Origin of the sequence: Rhizobium phaseoli, assembly GCF_003985125.1 — a bacterium.
In the GTDB taxonomy this organism is placed as follows: domain Bacteria; phylum Pseudomonadota; class Alphaproteobacteria; order Rhizobiales; family Rhizobiaceae; genus Rhizobium; species Rhizobium phaseoli.
The window spans coordinates 98,319-114,883 of the sequence record NZ_ML133565.1; the positions used below are offsets into that span (position 1 = coordinate 98,319).

At 57.2% G+C, this 16,565-nt stretch carries 11 protein-coding genes and 4 pseudogenes; 11 read left to right on the forward strand and 4 right to left on the reverse strand.

What is annotated here, in order from left to right:
• The first annotated feature begins 22 nt into the window (after positions 1 to 22).
• Entirely contained in the window at positions 23 to 1,000 is a 978-nt protein-coding gene (locus tag EFD56_RS00435; protein ID WP_126904421.1) for a substrate-binding domain-containing protein, read from the forward strand.
• Positions 1,001 to 1,065: 65 nt separating this feature from the next.
• Complete coding sequence (locus EFD56_RS00440) at positions 1,066 to 1,959, forward strand: amidohydrolase family protein (protein ID WP_126904422.1); 894 nt, start codon at positions 1,066 to 1,068, stop codon at positions 1,957 to 1,959.
• 103 nt (positions 1,960 to 2,062) lie between these two features.
• On the opposite strand, the gene EFD56_RS00445 is transcribed toward EFD56_RS00440, so the two are convergent.
• The gene (locus tag EFD56_RS00445) at positions 2,063 to 3,262 is read right to left on the reverse strand and encodes an ATP-binding protein (RefSeq protein ID WP_126904423.1); all 1,200 of its coding nucleotides are present in this window, start codon (positions 3,260 to 3,262) and stop codon (positions 2,063 to 2,065) included.
• Between the two features lie 642 nt (positions 3,263 to 3,904).
• Between EFD56_RS00445 and EFD56_RS00460 the strand changes: the two genes are divergently transcribed.
• Both EFD56_RS00460 and EFD56_RS32905 read left to right on the forward strand, forming a co-directional pair.
• On the forward strand, positions 3,905 to 4,399 hold the full coding sequence (locus tag EFD56_RS00460; protein WP_206513396.1) for a hypothetical protein: 495 nt from the start codon (positions 3,905 to 3,907) through the stop codon (positions 4,397 to 4,399).
• Positions 4,393 to 4,593 (forward strand): annotated as a pseudogene (locus EFD56_RS32905) (diguanylate cyclase domain-containing protein); the annotation flags it as partial. The gene EFD56_RS00460 and the pseudogene EFD56_RS32905, both read left to right, overlap by 7 nt.
• Before the next feature lie 194 nt (positions 4,594 to 4,787).
• Here the strand turns inward: EFD56_RS32905 and EFD56_RS33055 are convergent.
• Entirely contained in the window at positions 4,788 to 4,967 is a 180-nt protein-coding gene (locus EFD56_RS33055; RefSeq protein WP_004669396.1) for a hypothetical protein, read from the reverse strand.
• A 769-nt stretch (positions 4,968 to 5,736) separates the two neighbouring features.
• On the opposite strand from EFD56_RS33055, the gene EFD56_RS00475 reads away from it, so the two are divergent.
• From EFD56_RS00475 to EFD56_RS00485, 3 genes are all read left to right on the forward strand, one after another.
• A complete protein-coding gene (locus EFD56_RS00475) occupies positions 5,737 to 6,102 on the forward strand; it encodes a zinc-binding dehydrogenase (RefSeq protein WP_012490206.1) in 366 nt (121 codons plus the stop codon).
• 411 nt (positions 6,103 to 6,513) lie between these two features.
• Positions 6,514 to 6,822: a type II toxin-antitoxin system RelB/DinJ family antitoxin gene (locus EFD56_RS00480; RefSeq protein WP_004669386.1), complete on the forward strand. Its 309-nt coding sequence runs from the start codon at positions 6,514 to 6,516 to the stop codon at positions 6,820 to 6,822.
• Positions 6,819 to 7,112: a type II toxin-antitoxin system RelE/ParE family toxin gene (locus EFD56_RS00485; protein ID WP_080574712.1), complete on the forward strand. Its 294-nt coding sequence runs from the start codon at positions 6,819 to 6,821 to the stop codon at positions 7,110 to 7,112. The genes EFD56_RS00480 and EFD56_RS00485 overlap by 4 nt, the downstream gene beginning before the upstream one ends.
• 127 nt (positions 7,113 to 7,239) lie before the next feature.
• Here EFD56_RS00485 and EFD56_RS00490 read toward each other — a convergent pair whose 3' ends face one another.
• On the reverse strand, positions 7,240 to 8,043 hold the full coding sequence (locus EFD56_RS00490; protein WP_126904424.1) for a GIY-YIG nuclease family protein: 804 nt from the start codon (positions 8,041 to 8,043) through the stop codon (positions 7,240 to 7,242).
• A 274-nt stretch (positions 8,044 to 8,317) separates the two neighbouring features.
• On the opposite strand from EFD56_RS00490, the pseudogene EFD56_RS00495 reads away from it, so the two are divergent.
• From EFD56_RS00495 to EFD56_RS00510, 4 genes and pseudogenes are all read left to right on the forward strand, one after another.
• A pseudogene (locus EFD56_RS00495) lies at positions 8,318 to 9,223 on the forward strand (SfnB family sulfur acquisition oxidoreductase); the annotation flags it as partial.
• 64 nt (positions 9,224 to 9,287) lie between these two features.
• Positions 9,288 to 10,616, forward strand: a pseudogene (locus EFD56_RS00500) (LLM class flavin-dependent oxidoreductase).
• A gap of 353 nt (positions 10,617 to 10,969) precedes the next feature.
• On the forward strand, positions 10,970 to 11,542 hold the full coding sequence (locus tag EFD56_RS00505) for a sulfurtransferase (protein ID WP_225880660.1): 573 nt from the start codon (positions 10,970 to 10,972) through the stop codon (positions 11,540 to 11,542).
• Positions 11,543 to 11,722: 180 nt separating this feature from the next.
• Positions 11,723 to 12,898 (forward strand): annotated as a pseudogene (locus EFD56_RS00510) (Fic family protein).
• A 645-nt stretch (positions 12,899 to 13,543) separates the two neighbouring features.
• Here EFD56_RS00510 and EFD56_RS00515 read toward each other — a convergent pair.
• Positions 13,544 to 16,072: a methyl-accepting chemotaxis protein gene (locus tag EFD56_RS00515; protein ID WP_012490202.1), complete on the reverse strand. Its 2,529-nt coding sequence runs from the start codon at positions 16,070 to 16,072 to the stop codon at positions 13,544 to 13,546.
• Positions 16,073 to 16,565 lie beyond the last annotated feature (493 nt).

Genomic DNA, 16,565 nt, shown 5'->3' on the forward strand with positions numbered 1-16,565 from the left:
GGTCTTTGGAGGAGTAATGAAAATGAAAAGCACGAAACACGCAGTAAGGTTGTTTGCCGGCGTTGCAATGGTGGCCCTTTCAATTTCGGCTGCCGCTCATGCTGAGGAAAAGAAGACAGTGGCGTACCTGGCGCCGTCGCTTGACATCTCCTACTGGCAGTGGGTCGGCTACGGCGTGAAGGAAAAGGCCAAGGAACTCGGCATGGACTATGTCGAGTACACGTCCGAAAATTCGCCGGCAAAACAGATGGACAATGCCCGCACTGCCGTAACGAAGGGCGTCGACGCCGTCGTGATCGGCCCGGTCAGTTCGACGAGCACGCCGCCGCTCCTCGCCTACTTGAAATCGCAGAACATCCCCGTCGCCTTCGCCGGCATCGGCCCGCAGCCCGGCCAGACCGACTACACCTCGTCGGTTACGGCAAACAATTACGAGACCGGCAAGGCGCAGGGCGAATTCGTCTGCAAGCTTGCCAAGGACCGTGGCGGCAACCAGGTCGGCATGCTCTCATTGCCGCAGGACCGCGAGAACGCCCAGAAATATCTGAAGGGTGCCGAAGAGGCGTTCAAGGCGAGTGGCTGCGATCTGGCACAGATGCTGGAGACAAGGGGGCTTACGGTCAATGAGGCGGTCACGCAGGCCAATGACATGCTCACCGCCCATCCTGACATCAAGGCCATTTACGGCATGTATGATGAGGCCGGGACCGGCGCTGCCAAGGTCCTTCAGACCCGCGGTCTTACGGGCAAGGTCGGCATCGCGGTAGCGGACGGCAGCCCGACGACGATCTCGCTGCTGAAGTCGAACGCGATCCAGGGCATCTTCTTCCAGGAGGCGGTCGGACAAGGAATCGACGGGACGCAGCAGGTGTTCAACGCAATCTCCGGTGCGCCGGTCAAGAAAGACCTCGCTCTCGTTATGCCACTGGTGACGGCTGACAAAGTCGATTCGCCGGAGGCGAAGGCGGTCATCGCACGGGTGTTCCCGCCCGCCAACTAAGCTGGTGCCGACGCCGGCTGTTCTGGCCGGCGTCCTTTTCGGCAATCTCTTGAAAGGCAACAGGCATGAAAGACCTCCCGATCATCGATCCGCATTTTCATCTGTGGGATCTCGACAACAACTACTATCCGTGGCTGTCGGACGGCGTGAAACCGTCTGCCTTCGGCGACTACACCGCGATCAACAAAACCTACCTCATCGACGACTTTCTGGCGGACGCCAGGAACCAGAACCTGGTGAAGGCAGTCCATCTCGACGTCGGATACGATCCGAAGGATCCGGCCGGTGAGACGCGGTGGCTGCAGGGCGTGGCCGACAAGCACGGTTTTCCTCACGGCATCGTCGGATATGCCGACTTTAGGAAGCCGGACGTCGGCGACCTCCTCGACGAGCACATGACTTACGCGAACTTCCGCGGCATTCGGCAGTCGATGAACCATCACCAGGATTCTGCCAAGACCTACCTGACCGAACCTGGCGTTAGCCGCACGCCGGAATGGCGCAGGGGTTTCAAGGAACTTGCCCGACGGGATCTCAGTTTCGACCTCCAGCTCTACTATTGGCAGATGGAAGAATTTCTCGATCTTGCCCGCGACTTTCCTGGCGTGCAGATCATCCTGAACCACACAGGCATGCAGGTTGACGGCCCAAGCCATTTCGAGGGGTGGCGAAGTGGGATGCGCATGCTTGCGCAGGCGCCCAATGTCGCCTGCAAAATCTCAGGTCTCGGAATGGGCGACTGGACCTGGACGGTCGAAAGCATCAGACCCTATGTCGAGGAGGCGATTGCAGCGTTCGGCGTAGAGAGGTGCATGTTCGCTTCGAACTTCCCGGTCGACAAGCTGTTCGGCAGCTACGACAAGATCATGGACGGCTTCAAGTCCATCACCGCCAGCTATTCTCCAAACGAGCGCCTCGCACTGTTTCACGACAACGCCGCGCGCTTCTATCGGTTATAGCGGTGTTCCGGGGCCGGCGTAAATGTCGGCCACTACCTGCACCCGACAGCGGCTAAACGCCAAGCCGCTGATGATGCAGTTCAATGCAGTTCCATAAATCTGCTTACGCCGCAAACGGTGATTTTAGGATTTCGCGAACTTCGCTGACAGCCGACAGGAGTGTGCGCACCTTGACTCCGCCTTTCGCCGGATAATCCTCAGCACCTGCGCCAACGACGATCCTGCTTTCTATTCCGAGATCGTCGCAGGCCACAAAGAAGCCGCGCTCAGCTTGCGGAGCGCTGGCGCGCTTGACCTCGATCGCCACCTTAGGTTTGCCAGCCTGTTCAAGGACAAGGTCGATCTCGGCACCATCGGCTGTCCTGTAATAGAAAGGAACCACGTCGGGACCAGCTGCGACGATAAGCGTCTCTAGTACAAAACCTTCCCAACTTGGTCCGACTACGGGGTGACCTAACAATTGATGAAGCGTTCCTATTTCCAGGAGGGCATGAACGAGCCCGCTGTCGCGAACATAGATCTTCGGCGACTTCACAAGACGCTTGCCGAGATTGCCGCTCCAAGGCTGGAGACGGCGAACCAGCATGAGATCAACAAGGAGATCAATATACCGGCCAATCATAGGCGCAGATACTCCCAAACCCTGGGCAAGCCGCGCGCTGTTAAGTGTATTTCCTTGGCCGTTTGCCAACATCGTCCAAAACCGTCCTATTGTTGCGGCCGGCATACGGGGCGCAAACATCGGAACATCACGTTCGAGATAACTGCGGACGAATGCCTGCCGCCAGAGGTAGCTATCTTCATCCGTCACCGCAGTCAGACTATCGGGAAAGCCACCTCTCAACCACAACTCGTCTATGCTGATAGAAGCCGCCTCAGCCTCTTCCGCACTGATTGGCGGCATCTCGAGATAGATTATTCGTCCGGCCAGCGTTTCGGAAACCTGTTGGATCAAGTCCAACGACGCCGATCCCAGTAACAGGAATTGCATTGACCGCTCGCCGCCAACGCGCCGATCGTCAACGATCCCCCGCAGCTCTGCAAACAGCGCCGGCAATCGCTGTACCTCATCGAGCACCGTTAAATGCCCCGCTTGAGCTTGGAGGAACGCTTCCGCATCTTCCAGTTTGCGTCTGTCACCTACGCGTTCCAGGTCCAGATAAATTGTGCCTTGTACTCGATCCGCAAGTTTGCGAGCGAGCGTGGTCTTGCCAACCTGACGTGCGCCGATCAGCGCGACCACGGGTGCGCGCGCCAAGGCCCGTTCAAGAGCAGTCTCAATGGAGGGTCGGGGTATAATCATTACCGTAAATCATAAATCAGAGTTTCGATATACGGTCAATCTTCTTTTGCCTAAATGGTGTATGGCTTGCCATACCAGCCATATCGCTTTCGCACGTCTCCATTTCGCGAACTCTATTGCGGACAGCTTTTGAGCCCCAGTATGGGCCTCATAGCGTTCCCGATCGCCGCCGGCGGTCGACAGTAAAGTCATCAAATGCAAAAGCATCGGTCTTAAACACGCTCCGTTCTTATGTGTCGGAAGTCATTGACGCGAAGTAGAATTTTGCCCGCTGAACGGCGGTTCGATTCGGTTCAAGGCGACCACCGTCGGTTCTGCTGCACTTCGCCTGCTCGCCTCTAGGCAAGCGACTCCACGACACCGCCATCGGCTCTCAGCGCCGCACCGGTCGTGGTGGACGACGCATCGGCCGACCTCCATCATCCAGCGGCCGGCAACGGTCGAGGAGATTGCGAACATGGTGGTCTACGTCGCCTCGCCACTTGCGACACTCGCCATCCCACTTTCGTGGGCTGGCTTCGATCAGGCAACCAATGCGCTGCAAAAGCGGATGTGAGGATAGAGGAGGCCGCGACTGGCTCCAGTCAGTCACAACGCGACCGTTTCTGACCGCCTGCGATCGCGCATGCGGACTAACGCCGCATGCATTTGTCAGCCCTCGCTTCCCTGCCGGGCGGCGGCAGCATCGAAGCTCTTGTCGTTTTTTCGGCGGTCATGCCGCGGCTATTTTTCATAGGAACACAAATTGATCTCGTCGGTTGGCTCAGTCGGTGCGGCGGTTACTCCAGAAATCTCCGTTTGCCGGGAACAACGACTGCCGTTCAGGCACGCGAAGACGTCGCGGCGCAAGTTCGAACCGCTGAGCAAAGCGGAGCCTCGACGAACGAGCTCGAGCAGATTGTCGGCCGTGCCGGTCCGCCGAGCTACAGTGAAGAAGAACTGGTCGCCAACGAAAATGAGATCAACCACCGGGAATCCCTGAAAGAGAAACTACGTGCGGGCATTGCTGATCCCGACGAGGAACTGAAGGTGAAGGCTGCATTGGTCTACCCTTCGTCCTGGCCTGACGAACAAAAGCTGGAAGCTGCTCGGACAGCCCAAGCTAACGGCAATCTGGACAGTGCAGTTACGTTCTGACGGGATTGGCAAACCGCCGCCAATTCACCAGCGATCTCGAGACAAGCTTTCCCATGCCGAAGGGTCAAAAGCTGGCGCTGATGCTGCTGGATCTGGATGACTTCAAACCGGTCAACGACACCCTTGGGCACGGCGCCGGCGACACGGTGCTCAAGATGACGGCGGAACGGATCCAGGCCGTGCTTCGCCGACGACCTCTCGTTGTCTTCCTCGAGCAGCAGACGACACCGTCCAACAAAACATGAAGTTGGCGAAGTTCGCCCTGAAGCTTGAGGGAAGTTTCTTGGAGTTCGAAGCCTGAAAAGGTGAAGGAGTTGGCAGCCCAAGCGTTCCGTCCGCACGAACTGACTGCGACGGACGCTCGGCTAGCGATGAGCCGGGCGTAGCACTAACGCCACCGGGGCTTTCGCTGAGCGTTATGAAGAAGTTCGGATGCTGTAGCAAAGGGGCCGAATAGCTGCAGCAGGCGGGCTTCCTCAATGTCAGTGAGATGGTGGCGCTTGGCGAAATCCTTTACCGACCACACCGGTCTGGTTTCGACATTCTCGAGAGATTTAATACGCTGCATGCTTTCTCGGTCCTCCTACTGCCAAGTAGTTTTAAGCATTTCTAAATTAGAATGCTATTAAATAAGACATGTCGAACCACGTGGTACGTTGTCGAACACTTGTCTGAGATCTAATGGACAATGATTGCGGCCTTGCCCATCTGCGCATCGCTGACCGCTGTCGATGGCAATACCATATGCGACGGCCGAAGATGCGTGGCTGCTGGGGAAAGTGTACCGCTCAGGCATCGACATACCGGAGACCGGATCGCACGCGAAGCATCAAGGAACGGAAGAGGAGCTGGTCGCCAAGGGCCGGCTGAAGGAGCTCCTGGCTGAAAAGGGCCTGCGGGTGCTTTTCAGTGGCCCGCTGGAGAAGACATTGGGAAGACGCTGCTTCAGGAGGGCGTTCCCTAAGCGGCGCAACAATTGGCGTGACTGACCAAAGACCGGATCGCCGCCCGGCGCAGGAGACAAATGCTTGGGGTTAGCAAATAATCGCCGAGCGGCCTCTAGATAATAGGATGTGTCAATTCGATTTCTAGTTGCCTTCCCTCTATTGTCCGATAACGTACAACAAGTTACTTTACATCGGGAAGCATAACTCGAAAAGGGTAAAGTACTACTTATTGCAATTAAAATAATGTCGCGCAAAATAGTCGTGCACCCTGGTGCGCAATGCTTACAAACCAACCCCACCCACTCATCCCCGCTAAAGCGGGGATTTTTCGTCCGGCATCGTACGGGAACCGTGGAGCGACAATGAGGTTAGTTCGTCGGTGTCGACGCTGTGCTCGACTACAGGCAGCCAATTCCGCCTGAGCAGTACGGAAAGTTCGATGTCGTTTTCGACACGCATGGTGGGTTGACGGTCCGGGAGGAGAGCAGGCTCAGCAAGCCTGGAGGCGTAATCCTCGATATCAATTCTTCGTTCGCAAAGATCGTGTGTATCTTCCTCTCGCGCTCCCGCAAATTCGTGATGGGCAAACAGGACGAGACGACGATGCGTGAAATCGTCGCGCTCGCGGCCCAGGGAAAGCTCAAAATCTCCATCGGCCGCACGGTGCCGCTTGATGGCGCTATCGATCTCATCCAAAAAATGGAAGGTGGGGAGCGCATCAAAGGCAAAGGCCTGATCGTCATGAATGCCCAGTGATAACGATATGCGGCGTCGCAGAAAAGGTTCCGTGACGCGGCAGCGGCGGGCTGCAAGGGGAACTACGTCTTCGCTAACGCTAGGCAAAAAAGGGGGATCTCTCCGACGGTGGGGTCGCCACAAACATTGTGTTGGTGAATACGGCAGGGAAGTAATCATGGCACGAAAGAATACCGATTGGATTCTTTACATCTGCTGTTCTGGCCCCACGATCCTCTACTCTTGCACTACCAAATAGGCGCCAGAAGTCCGAGTTTCATAAATAGGCGTTATCCCACGTGATTGAGATTACGCCGCCTGTTCAGATACATGAGCAACTAAAAGAAACGAGAGGGGCGAAGGCCGCTCAAAAAGCGCTGTGGCATTTGTCATTCATTTGCATTACCATCGCATCGAAAAGTGGAGATAGCTATGGCTGCAAATGCACTCGTGCAAACTCGTATTGATGCCGAAGTTCGGGATCGGGCCTCCGCAGTGCTTGAAAACATGGGGCTTACAGTGTCGGACGCGGTTCGTATCTTGCTCACCCGGACGGCCAACGAGGGTGCGCTGCCACTCGAGCTTTTTTCAGGCAGCGAGGCCCATGACGCTTGGTTTCGCACCAAGGTGCTTGAAGCGCTGAACGATACTCGACCGGACGTTTCGGATGATGAAGTCGAGGCACAATTTGCTAAACGTCGAGCGGCAGCCCGACTTAACGCGGGTTCTCGAAAATCGTGAAGCTTACCTGGTCTGCCTTCGCATTATCGGATCGCGACGCCATATTCACATACATAGAAGCGGAAAATCCGTCAGCCGCTATTCTGGTCGACGAACGGATCGTTGCTGCCGTTCGTCGGTTGATAGATTTTCCCGCGAGCGGTCGTGTCGGCAGAATTGCTGGGACCCGCGAACTGGTAATTAACGGTACGCCGTACGTCGCGGCGTATGCAATTACCGAAACAGCGGTCCGCATTCTTCGCGTCCTCCATGGCGCGCAGGAATGGCCAGACACTTTGCCAACGAGCTAGGCTTTGTTGTCGGTGCTGAGAATTAATGGGTCGGTGGTTCGAACTGGTTCAAGGCGCTCATTCGCAATTTCCGCCTTGAGCCTGTTATTCCGTCCGGTTGAAAGATCATGCACCTTCTAAATTTAGCTTAATCTAGACTCTTGAGTTCTGTCCGGCATGCAGCTTCTACAAACGGAAGCGCGTATTTAATATCGGGACCGCTCGAAATGCGGATTTCGTCCTTCAATCGCCCCCATCCGTGCGTCTCGGGTATCTTTCGCACTTTCTCTTCAGCGTCCACCAAGCTGGTCTCGGGCAGGCGAATCAGGATTGCCCTTCGCTGGACCTTAATCTCCAGAAAGTTCGTCCCGCCCGAAACCTTGTAGGCGATGCGTTGCCGAGGCGTGACGACCTCGCCCGAACGCAAGCGGCCATCGATCGCCAGGATATGGTCACGGAGCTCACGCAGAAGCGGCTGCCTGACCGCGTCGGCGTAGGCAATGTGATCCTCGAAAGAGGCAGGGCCTCCCGGCGTTTCTTGCCTTCTCCTCTGTGGTCCTACGGAAGGTTTACGCGGGACAAGATCGATGTCGCCTGTGGTCACAGTATCAGCCATCGGAGCGCTTGGTTCCTGTACAGCTGGTTTCTCCGGACGAAGTCCGACTGCGGCGGCAACTTCATTGAGGATATCAATCGCGAAACTGAGACTGACCTGAAAGAATTCACGGTCCGAACCGGACCGATGCTCCGCCAACCTCTGATGGATCAACCGTTCCGCCCGATGACAATCCGTCACCCGTCTGGACAACAGCACTTCGAAGTTTTGAGGCACTCCCGTCGCTGACGAGATCTCGGCGGCCCTTTCTTCGGGCGTCCGAGTCGTCATTCCGATCTTATACTGGTTTGCGCGATAGGCTGGATTGAATAGGATGTATATGTGACCTTCAGTCAAGACTTCCTCCCGTTTCAGGAATTTACAACGGTTAGCGGGTTCCTCGGTCCTAGGTTCCAACGCACCTCTGGGTGTCGGTCCGTCAATTTCGCCAGTGGCTACGCTAGCTCGACGGTGAACCCATTGCTGCCGTAGCAATCTTGTGATCGACCCATGCAGCAAGGCTGTTCCAGAGCGCTCGGTCCCGGCCGACTTGACAGGCGATCTCAATGATTTGCTGGTAGGAGATAGGCGTGATCGCCCCTTGGCCACCTAGACGAACTACGCCCTTGAAGTACTGCGGGTCGGCGGCAGCGATGAGCAGAAGCGATTCTTCTACGGCCGAGTCCTTGCAGGAGAACGGTTTGGCAACGCTCTGGCGGAAGTGGGACAGCGCGACTTCACGCGGCGAACGAGGCTTGTGAGCGATGAAGGCGGTGCTTTCGTCGAGGGGCGCAAGTTCTATTGCACCGGTGCGCTTTATGCGCATTGGATCCCAACTCTTGCGGTCGCGGTCGAAGACGGGCTTGAGACCAGCTATCTGGTTTTCATTCCCCGCAACGCGCCCGGTGTTACCATCACCGACGACTGGGATGGCTTCGGTCAGCGTGTTACCGGCAGCGGCTCGGTCCAGTTTGAGCATGTGCAGGTCAAACCCGAGTGGATCGTACCGTTCAAGGCGTCGTTCGACCGGCCGACGACGATAGGCCCACAGGCACAGCTCATGCATGCCGCGATCGATCTCGGCATCGGGCAGGGCGCCTATCGCGAGATGCTGCGGTTCATCAGGGAGCGCTCGCGTCCGTGGATTGACGCGAAGGTCGAGCGGGCCGTCGATGATCCGCTGACCCTTTATGGCGTCGGCGAGGTCAAGGTGCGGCTGCGGGCGGCCCAAGCCTTGCTCGCCAGAGCGGCGGCGCTGGTCGACACGGCACAGTGCGACATGACGGAACAGACTGTCGCCGCGGCATCTGTTGCAGTGGCGGAGGCGAAAATCCTATCGACAAAGGCGGGGCTATTGGCCGGCAGCAAGCTGTTCGAACTTTCGGGAACCTCGTCCACGCTCTCGGAGGACAACCTCGACCAATACTGGCGCAATGTGCGAACCCACACGCTGCACGACCCGGTTCGCTGGAAATACCAGGCGATCGGAAACTACTATCTGAGCGGAAAGCTACCGCCACGTCACGGCGCAATCTGAAGGCAAACGGAGGCGGAGGGAGACCTTGGCTCAGAAGAAGCAGATCTTACTAAACGCGTTCAACATGAACTCTGTCGGCCACATCAACCACGGGCTCTGGACCCATCCGCGCGATCAGTCACACCGGTACAAGACCCTCGACTACTGGACGTCGCTCGCCCAGACGCTGGAACGCGGCCTGTTCGACGGCGTGTTTCTCGCCGATATCATCGGCGTCTACGACGTCTATCAAGGCTCGGCGGATCTTACAGTGAGGGAGTCCATCCAGTTACCCATCAACGATCCGCTCTTGCTGGTTTCGGCAATGGCCGCGGTGACGAAGAATCTGGGCTTTGGCGTCACTGTCAACGTCAACTCAGAAGCGCCCTACCTATTTGCCCGGCGGATGTCGACGCTCGACCACCTGACGGACGGCAGGATCGGCTGGAATATCTCACCGGCTACCTCGACAGTGCGGCCAGAGCTCTAGGAGAAGACGCCCAGGCCGAGCATGACAGTCGCTATGATCGAGCCGACGAATATCTCGAGGTGCTTTACAAGCTCTGGGAGGGAAGTTGGGATGACGATGTCATCTTGCTCGACAAAGCCTAACCGCGTGTTTGCAGATCCGAACAAGGTTCGGCCCATGGAGCATGACGGCCGATACTATCGGTCGAACGGATATCATCTCAGCGAGCCGTCGCGGCAAAGGACGCCAGTTCTATATCAGGCGGGAACCTCGGGGAGGGGACGGCAGTTCGCCGCCCGTCACGCCGAGTGCGTGTTTATCACCGGCAGCGACAAATCGTCGGCCCGAACCGCAGCCCGTGCTCTCCGCCAGGAAGCTGTCGATGCAGGACGCAGAGCGGAGGACATCAAGATCCTAGTAGGCGTCACCGTGGTCACCGGTGCAACGACTGGTGAAGCCAAAGACAAGCATGCCGAATATCTCCGTTACGCAAATCCGGAAGCAGGCCTCGCTCATTTCTCGGCTGGTACCGGCATCGACTTCTCGAAATACGATCTCGACGAGGAGATCGCCTACGGGACGTCCAATGCCATTCAGTCTCAAACCCAGCTTGCGAAGCAGCGTGGATGGACTAAGCGCCAGTTACTTGGCGAACTCGCCATCAGTGGGCGCTATCCAACGATCGTCGGCAACGGCTCCCAGGTCGCGGACGAACTTGCGTCGTGGATCGAGGAGGGCGAGATCGATGGGTTCAATCTGGCCCGCACCGTCGTCCCGGAAAGCTACGAAGACTTTGTCGAGCATGTGGTACCTGCCGTGCAAGATCGTGGGATCTACAAGACTACCTACCAGGAAGGCTCGCTGCGGCAAAAGATCTTCAGAGACGGCGACAAGGTGCCCGATCGGCATCATGCGGCCAGCTATCGGGCTGCGCGAGACAGGTAGAACGCATAGCGCCGCAAACGGCAGCCGAGCGGATCTCCAGGTGGTTATCGCGATTCATCGACCGCACTTTGCTGCAGATTGGGGCTTCCTTCGATGCTCCGAACGAGCCGTTCTTCTGGCGCCTAAGGCGCGAAAGTTACCTGGGATTTTGGATACCAGGATAGATCCGCGACCGCCGGCCCAATGAAGTGGAAAATAGAGCGCGTGTTTAAAATCGAAATCGCCGCGCGTTGTAGCGAAGCCATCCGGATTTTGGCTGCGTTTACCTTAAGTCTGTAAATTTATTATATAACTTCGATATGGGCGGCTTGCTGAGGTCGCCCGTCCTTGTGCTCAAGAGCCCGGAGATGCACATGAGCTACGACCCGATCATTGAAGCCTTTTCCATAAAAGATCGTCCAAAGATGCACATCCTGGATGTCCGGGTTGCCGAGGCATTTGGCCGCGATCATGCGCCTCGATCTGTCCGCGTTCCCATCGAAGACTGGGAAGTCGCCGCGAGGTCCGGCGAGACGTCGTTTGACAACATGGATTACTGGCAAAAAGCAATTACCGAACTGGGGATCGGCGAAGAGGGAGTGGTCCTTGTTTACGATGACGGGCAGATGACTGAAGCCGCACGGGCCTGGTTCATATTGCAGTATTACGGTGTCGAGACATTTATCCTGAACGGAGGCTGGCGGGTAATCGCGGGGCGGCCAGAGCTTCTCGATGCCGCTAGACCGCTTGAAGGCGGTTCTTTCAAGGCCGTGCCGGGTGCTGGCAGGGTCGGCCTGGTGGATCGCCGAATCTTGAAGGGGCAGATTGGCAGTGATGTCCGAATCTTCGACGCCCGAACCAGGGGAGAGTTTGACGGTGAAGACCTACGCCCTTGCAGCAGCTGCGGCTGCAAGCGCGGCGCGCCCTCCCCCATCACAATGGGTTGAGCGTGGCGCGCTGCCTGTCCATTTAACCCCGGATCGATTGCAAGCCTTCGCCGGTTCAGATCCCGTCAAGGCGGTCGAACGTGGCGAGGCTTATTTAAGAGGGCTTACCTTAGTTTTCTCCTTATTTAAATAAAGCCACGCTTGCTTAAATAGCGGCCGAAACCCATACTCGCGTCATGTCTGTCCGAACCCAATCAGCGGCGCGGGCGCTTTGTCGAAACATCAGTTGCCGGCGAAACAGTGCGGGCGTTCATACCACCTGCGTTGCCGCCGCTACCTGCCATTGACGTGCTTTCACTCTTGGAGCGCCTTAGCTTGGCAGAGCGAGCTCTCGGACGGCTCGATGGCATCACGATGCTGCTTCCTCGTCAGGAACTCTTCCTTTATATGTATGTCAGGAAAGAGGCTGTTCTATCTTCGCAGATCGAAGGGACGCAGTCGACACTGTCCGATCTCCTGCGTTTTGAGACCGAAGCCTAGGCAGGCCAGCCCATCGACGATATTCGCGAAGTTTCTAATTACGTCGATGCCATGATGTATGGTTTGGAGCGACTAGAAGCGCTGCCGATGTCGCTGCGTTTGATCCGCGAAATGCATGCGCGATTGCTGCACAGTGGGCGTGGTGGCACCAAAAATCCGGGAGAATTCCGGCGTTCGCAAAATTGGATTGGCGGGACGCGGCCTGGCAACGCCCTCTTCGTCCCACCGCCTGTCATGGAAATGGACGCCTGCCTGGATGCCCTTGAGCGTTTCATGCATGAAGATCGGTCGAGACTACCGGCACTAATTAAGGCTGGCCTTCTCCACGTCCAATTCGAGACGATTCATCCATTCTTAGATGGCAACGGGCGAATCGGTCGCCTCCTTGTCACGTTGTATCTTTGCACGAACGGGGTTCTGCGTAAGCCGCTGCTCTACCTGAGCCTTTATCTGAAGGCCCATCGGACGGAATATTATCGACTGCTTCAGGAGGTTCGCGAACAAGGCAATTGGGAAGCGTGGCTCGACTTCTTCCTCACTGGCGTTGCCGACACCGCCAACCAGGCGTTTCACGCGGCGACCCAGATCGTCGACGTATTTAAGGAAGACCGCGAGCGCATCACATCCGAAAGCGACCGAGCGGGCTCGGCGCTTCGGATCCACGACCTTTTTCAGCAAAATCCGTTTATGACGGCCAATCAGCTCGTTCAACAGACAGGCCTTTCCGCGCCCACCGTCAATGCGGCACTTACAGACCTGGAGCGTTTCGGTGTAGTTGAGGAGGTCACTGGCCGCAAGCGAGGTCGCGTATTTAGCTACCGGCGGTATCTCGCGATCCTTAGCGAAGGCACTGATCCTTTGCCCCCAACCGCGTGAACATACCAATAATCTATGGGTCGACGGTTCGAACCCCATCAAGGCGTAGGAAGGTTGGCCCAATGGTGGCTGCGAGCGGTGTCACTTGGGGATAGTCCCATGCTGTGCAACGGCTGATGCGTGTCGCCTGCCAGATGACGGAGCCACACGAGATCATTGAATGGAAACGCTGTCGCGCAGGCCGGAGGCGGCGGACAATGCCGACGCCGACCATCTCATTTCAAGTTACCGGATCACTCTGCGCTTTGATCATGTCCTCCAGGAAATGGTGTTGTCCTTGGGTCATGGGGCACTTCGCCGAGGGTGTCCTCGGACCCAACCGATTTGCGGTTGCGATCGGCATCACCTGCCGCTCGCATCCTCGGTCGGATTAAAATGCCTGTTGGGCGCCTTTCCTGTCGGGTGCCCGCCTCACACCCTTGGCTCCGCCTTGCCACGTCTCTCGCGATGCGCAGGAGCCCAGCGATCAATCTATAGCCCTGTGCGTTCAGTAGATTGACTGCAATACTTAAAGACCGTGCCAAATCGTGATCGCCCGCCACCATGGGGCATTATTGGAAATCTCCGCACACCGTGCTCACGCGGAGACGACTGCCGCAGGCGCTCATGACATCAAGTTGCCAGTTCTGCGAATGTATGATGCCATCATGCCGCGGTCTCGTAGCGTGCTGAAGCCGGGCTCTCGCGGCCTTCAAGCCGAAAGCGTGCGATCATGTCAGTAAGTGCGAGCGTCTCTGACGAGAGCTGTTGGGTGGCAGCATTCGTCTCTTCCACCATCGCCGCATTTTGCTGCGTCATACGATCAATATCGTTCACCGACGCGTTGATTGACTGGAGTGTTGTTGCCTGTTCGCGGCTTGAGGAGGCGATCAGTTCAATATGGCCAACGATGTGGACGATCTCGCTAGAAATCCCAATCAGCGCATCGCCCGTGCGGCCGACGAACTCGGAGCCAGACGCAACCTCTCGGACGGAATTGTTGATAAGTTCGCCGATTTCCTTGGCTGCGCGAGCAGATCGCTGCGCCAGTTCCCGCACTTCCTGCGCCACGACAGCAAAGCCCTTACCGGCCTCACCCGCTCTCGCCGCTTCAACCCCCGCATTCAGGGCCAAGAGATTGGTCTGGAAAGCGATGGAGTCAATCGCGCTGACAATCTGAACGATCTTGCCCGACGCGTCCTCAATCCGCCCCATGGCCGAGACCGCGTTTCGGACCACTGAAGCCGAGGCGTCCGCGCCCTGTTTGGCGCGTTGGACAAGCGCAAGCGCTGCTGCTGCCCGTCCTGAAGAGGTGTTGACGGCGGAAGAAATCTCCTGCACTGCCGCTGCGGTTTCCTCAAGGGCAGCCGCCTGCTTCTCCGTTCGACTGGCCAGGTCATCAACGGCTTCCGCCATCTGGCGGCCATTGTCGCTGATGAGGGAAGACGTCTCGCGGATCTCGCAGAGCGTCTCTCTGAGACCCGCCACAGACATGTTGAAATCGATGCGGATCCGGTCGAGTTCGGGGGCAAAGGGCGTATCGATCGCAAAATTCAGGTCTCCGCGTGACAGCCGCGTGAGCCCTTCTGCAAGCGCCTCGATTGCAGCGTCAACCTGGACCTTCGCGCTACGCCGCTCGAGTTCGTTGCGGGCGCGCTCGGATTCCGCGTCGCTACGCGCGATCTCGGCCTGTTGTTCCATTTCGACCTTCGATAGCGCATTTTTTCTGAAGACGGAAAGCGCGCGGGCCATTTCCCCGATTTCGTCGCCCCGCTTCTCGCCGGTTATTGCTGTGTCGAGCCTTCCCTCTGCGATCTTGCGCATCGCTGCGGTAATCTGGGTGATCGGTCCCTTCAAGGTAACGACCAGCGCGGCACCCGCGGTCATAGCAATCAGAATGCCGATCACAATGGCGCCGCCAGATATCCTGTTGGCCTGTTGACGATCCTGGCCAGCATTTTGCTTCTGCGTGTCGGCGAATTGCGCAAGGAGGTTCCAAGTGTTGTCGATCTGCCCCGCAGCTCTGTCGAACTCAGCCAGCTTGCGCGCCGCACCTTCAGAGAGCGCTGCAGCGTTCGCCGCAAGCAGATCGAGGACGGGCTGAGCCTTCTTCGGAATTTCGGCAAAAACCGGATCGTCGGTAACCACGCCGGCGAGACGGCCGAGCTCGGTCTGATACATGTAGATCGATTGCTGGACTTTTTTCACTCGCGTGTCGTCTGGTTTGCCGGCGAGTTCGGCAAAGCCGACGCGGATCTCGTTATTGCTGTTAACGATAGCACGCAGTTCGTTGCCGACATTCGTCGCTTGAGAGATATCCTTATCAGACGCGGCAAGCGCGAGTACGGAGGCCCGCATCAGATCGTCCCCAATCGTCTTGAGACTGTCGCCAGTTGCAGCAAGATTGGAGACGGCGGCATCCGTTTTCGAGACATCCAAAGTGCCCGGCGGCGCCTTCGAAGCGTTGGCGATGGCATCTACAGCAGCGGCATACTGAGTGGCGAGGGCTTGTCGGTCGGTCCCTATCGCAGGCGAAAGCTGCTCCTTTGCGTTCTGCAAATCGGGCGCATATTTGGCTAGAAGGCTAAGCTTGTCAGGCGGCGTTGTAGCGTTTGTATAATCATTGCGAAATTTCGTCGCAACACTGGCGGCCGCGATGATGGAGACGGAATTACTCAGGCCACTCTTGTTGGCATTTTCCATCTTTTTCGCACTGGCCATCAGCATGAAGGAGCGCTTGCCAACCTCCCCTTGCAGGTCAAGAAGTGCCGCGGAAGCAGCGTCCACATCACTGAGAATTTTCTGCTGTCCCGTTTCGATTTGCCAGATCGCTTCGATCTTTTGCGGGATGATTTGCGACTGATCGAGCGCCCGTTCGAGAAGCTCCACATCGGTCGTCGGCCTTAGAGTCTCAATCGTCTCGTTCAGGTTTGCCAATTGCTGTTGGGCGTCCGCAAGCGCGGTATCACGAGCTTCCTGCGACGGCTTCATCAGAAAACCTGTCATGCTTGAAGAAACATGTTTGAACCCGTTCAGGGATTGCAAAACATGGTTGGAGATCTCCATCCGTCCTTCGAGAAGGCTCGACGCGTAGTATCCCGTCAATCCCACTGCGCACAAGCTAATGACGAATGGCGCCAAAAGCACGAGCACCTTCGTCTGAATGCGAACCCGCGACATCAACCCATGTATCATGAATGCACTCCCAAATCTGAAGTGAAGCTGCCATCATTTTCTTAAGGACGCATGAAGCGACTCCCATGGACCTGGACCGCGCAGAACAACACCCGTGACTGACTCTGTTGCGCGGATCAGGTGGTATTCAGGATTCAAAGTCTACGAATCAGCCCCTGACGCGTTCGCAGTTTGCCCGCCCGAAGGCTGACATTCGGTCCAGCGCTGGCGGCTGTGCTTTTCGATGGTTTGCTTTTCGGTGTTCTTGGCATGCCGCCAGCCGCTGACGACGGGCTTCCGGCGATCCCGGATCTCTCGTTGTCGCCGACCGCGGCCTGCCAGGCTATGCGGCAATGTTCGGCAACAGGCTCGATATGCTGGTTCCGTTGACAAACCTGACATGGACTTCGGATGCGGAAGCAGCCGTCCGGCGATCTGAAATCCGTGGACCAACCGGTGCGTCGACACGTTCGAGAAGACCTAGCAGCGACGGTCTCGTCGCCGACGTGCTCGG

Excerpts from the sequence above, each read along its gene's own strand:
- EFD56_RS00435 (WP_126904421.1), top strand. The coding sequence starts at position 23 with ATGAAAAGCACGAAACACGCAGTAAGGTTGTTTGCCGGCGTTGCAATG.
- EFD56_RS00440 (WP_126904422.1), top strand. The coding sequence starts at position 1,066 with ATGAAAGACCTCCCGATCATCGATCCGCATTTTCATCTGTGGGATCTC.
- EFD56_RS00445 (WP_126904423.1), bottom strand. The coding sequence starts at position 3,262 with ATGATTATACCCCGACCCTCCATTGAGACTGCTCTTGAACGGGCCTTG.
- EFD56_RS00460 (WP_206513396.1), top strand. The coding sequence starts at position 3,905 with ATGCATTTGTCAGCCCTCGCTTCCCTGCCGGGCGGCGGCAGCATCGAA.
- EFD56_RS33055 (WP_004669396.1), bottom strand. The coding sequence starts at position 4,967 with ATGCAGCGTATTAAATCTCTCGAGAATGTCGAAACCAGACCGGTGTGG.
- EFD56_RS00480 (WP_004669386.1), top strand. The coding sequence starts at position 6,514 with ATGGCTGCAAATGCACTCGTGCAAACTCGTATTGATGCCGAAGTTCGG.
- EFD56_RS00505 (WP_225880660.1), top strand. The coding sequence starts at position 10,970 with ATGAGCTACGACCCGATCATTGAAGCCTTTTCCATAAAAGATCGTCCA.
- EFD56_RS00515 (WP_012490202.1), bottom strand. The coding sequence starts at position 16,072 with ATGATACATGGGTTGATGTCGCGGGTTCGCATTCAGACGAAGGTGCTC.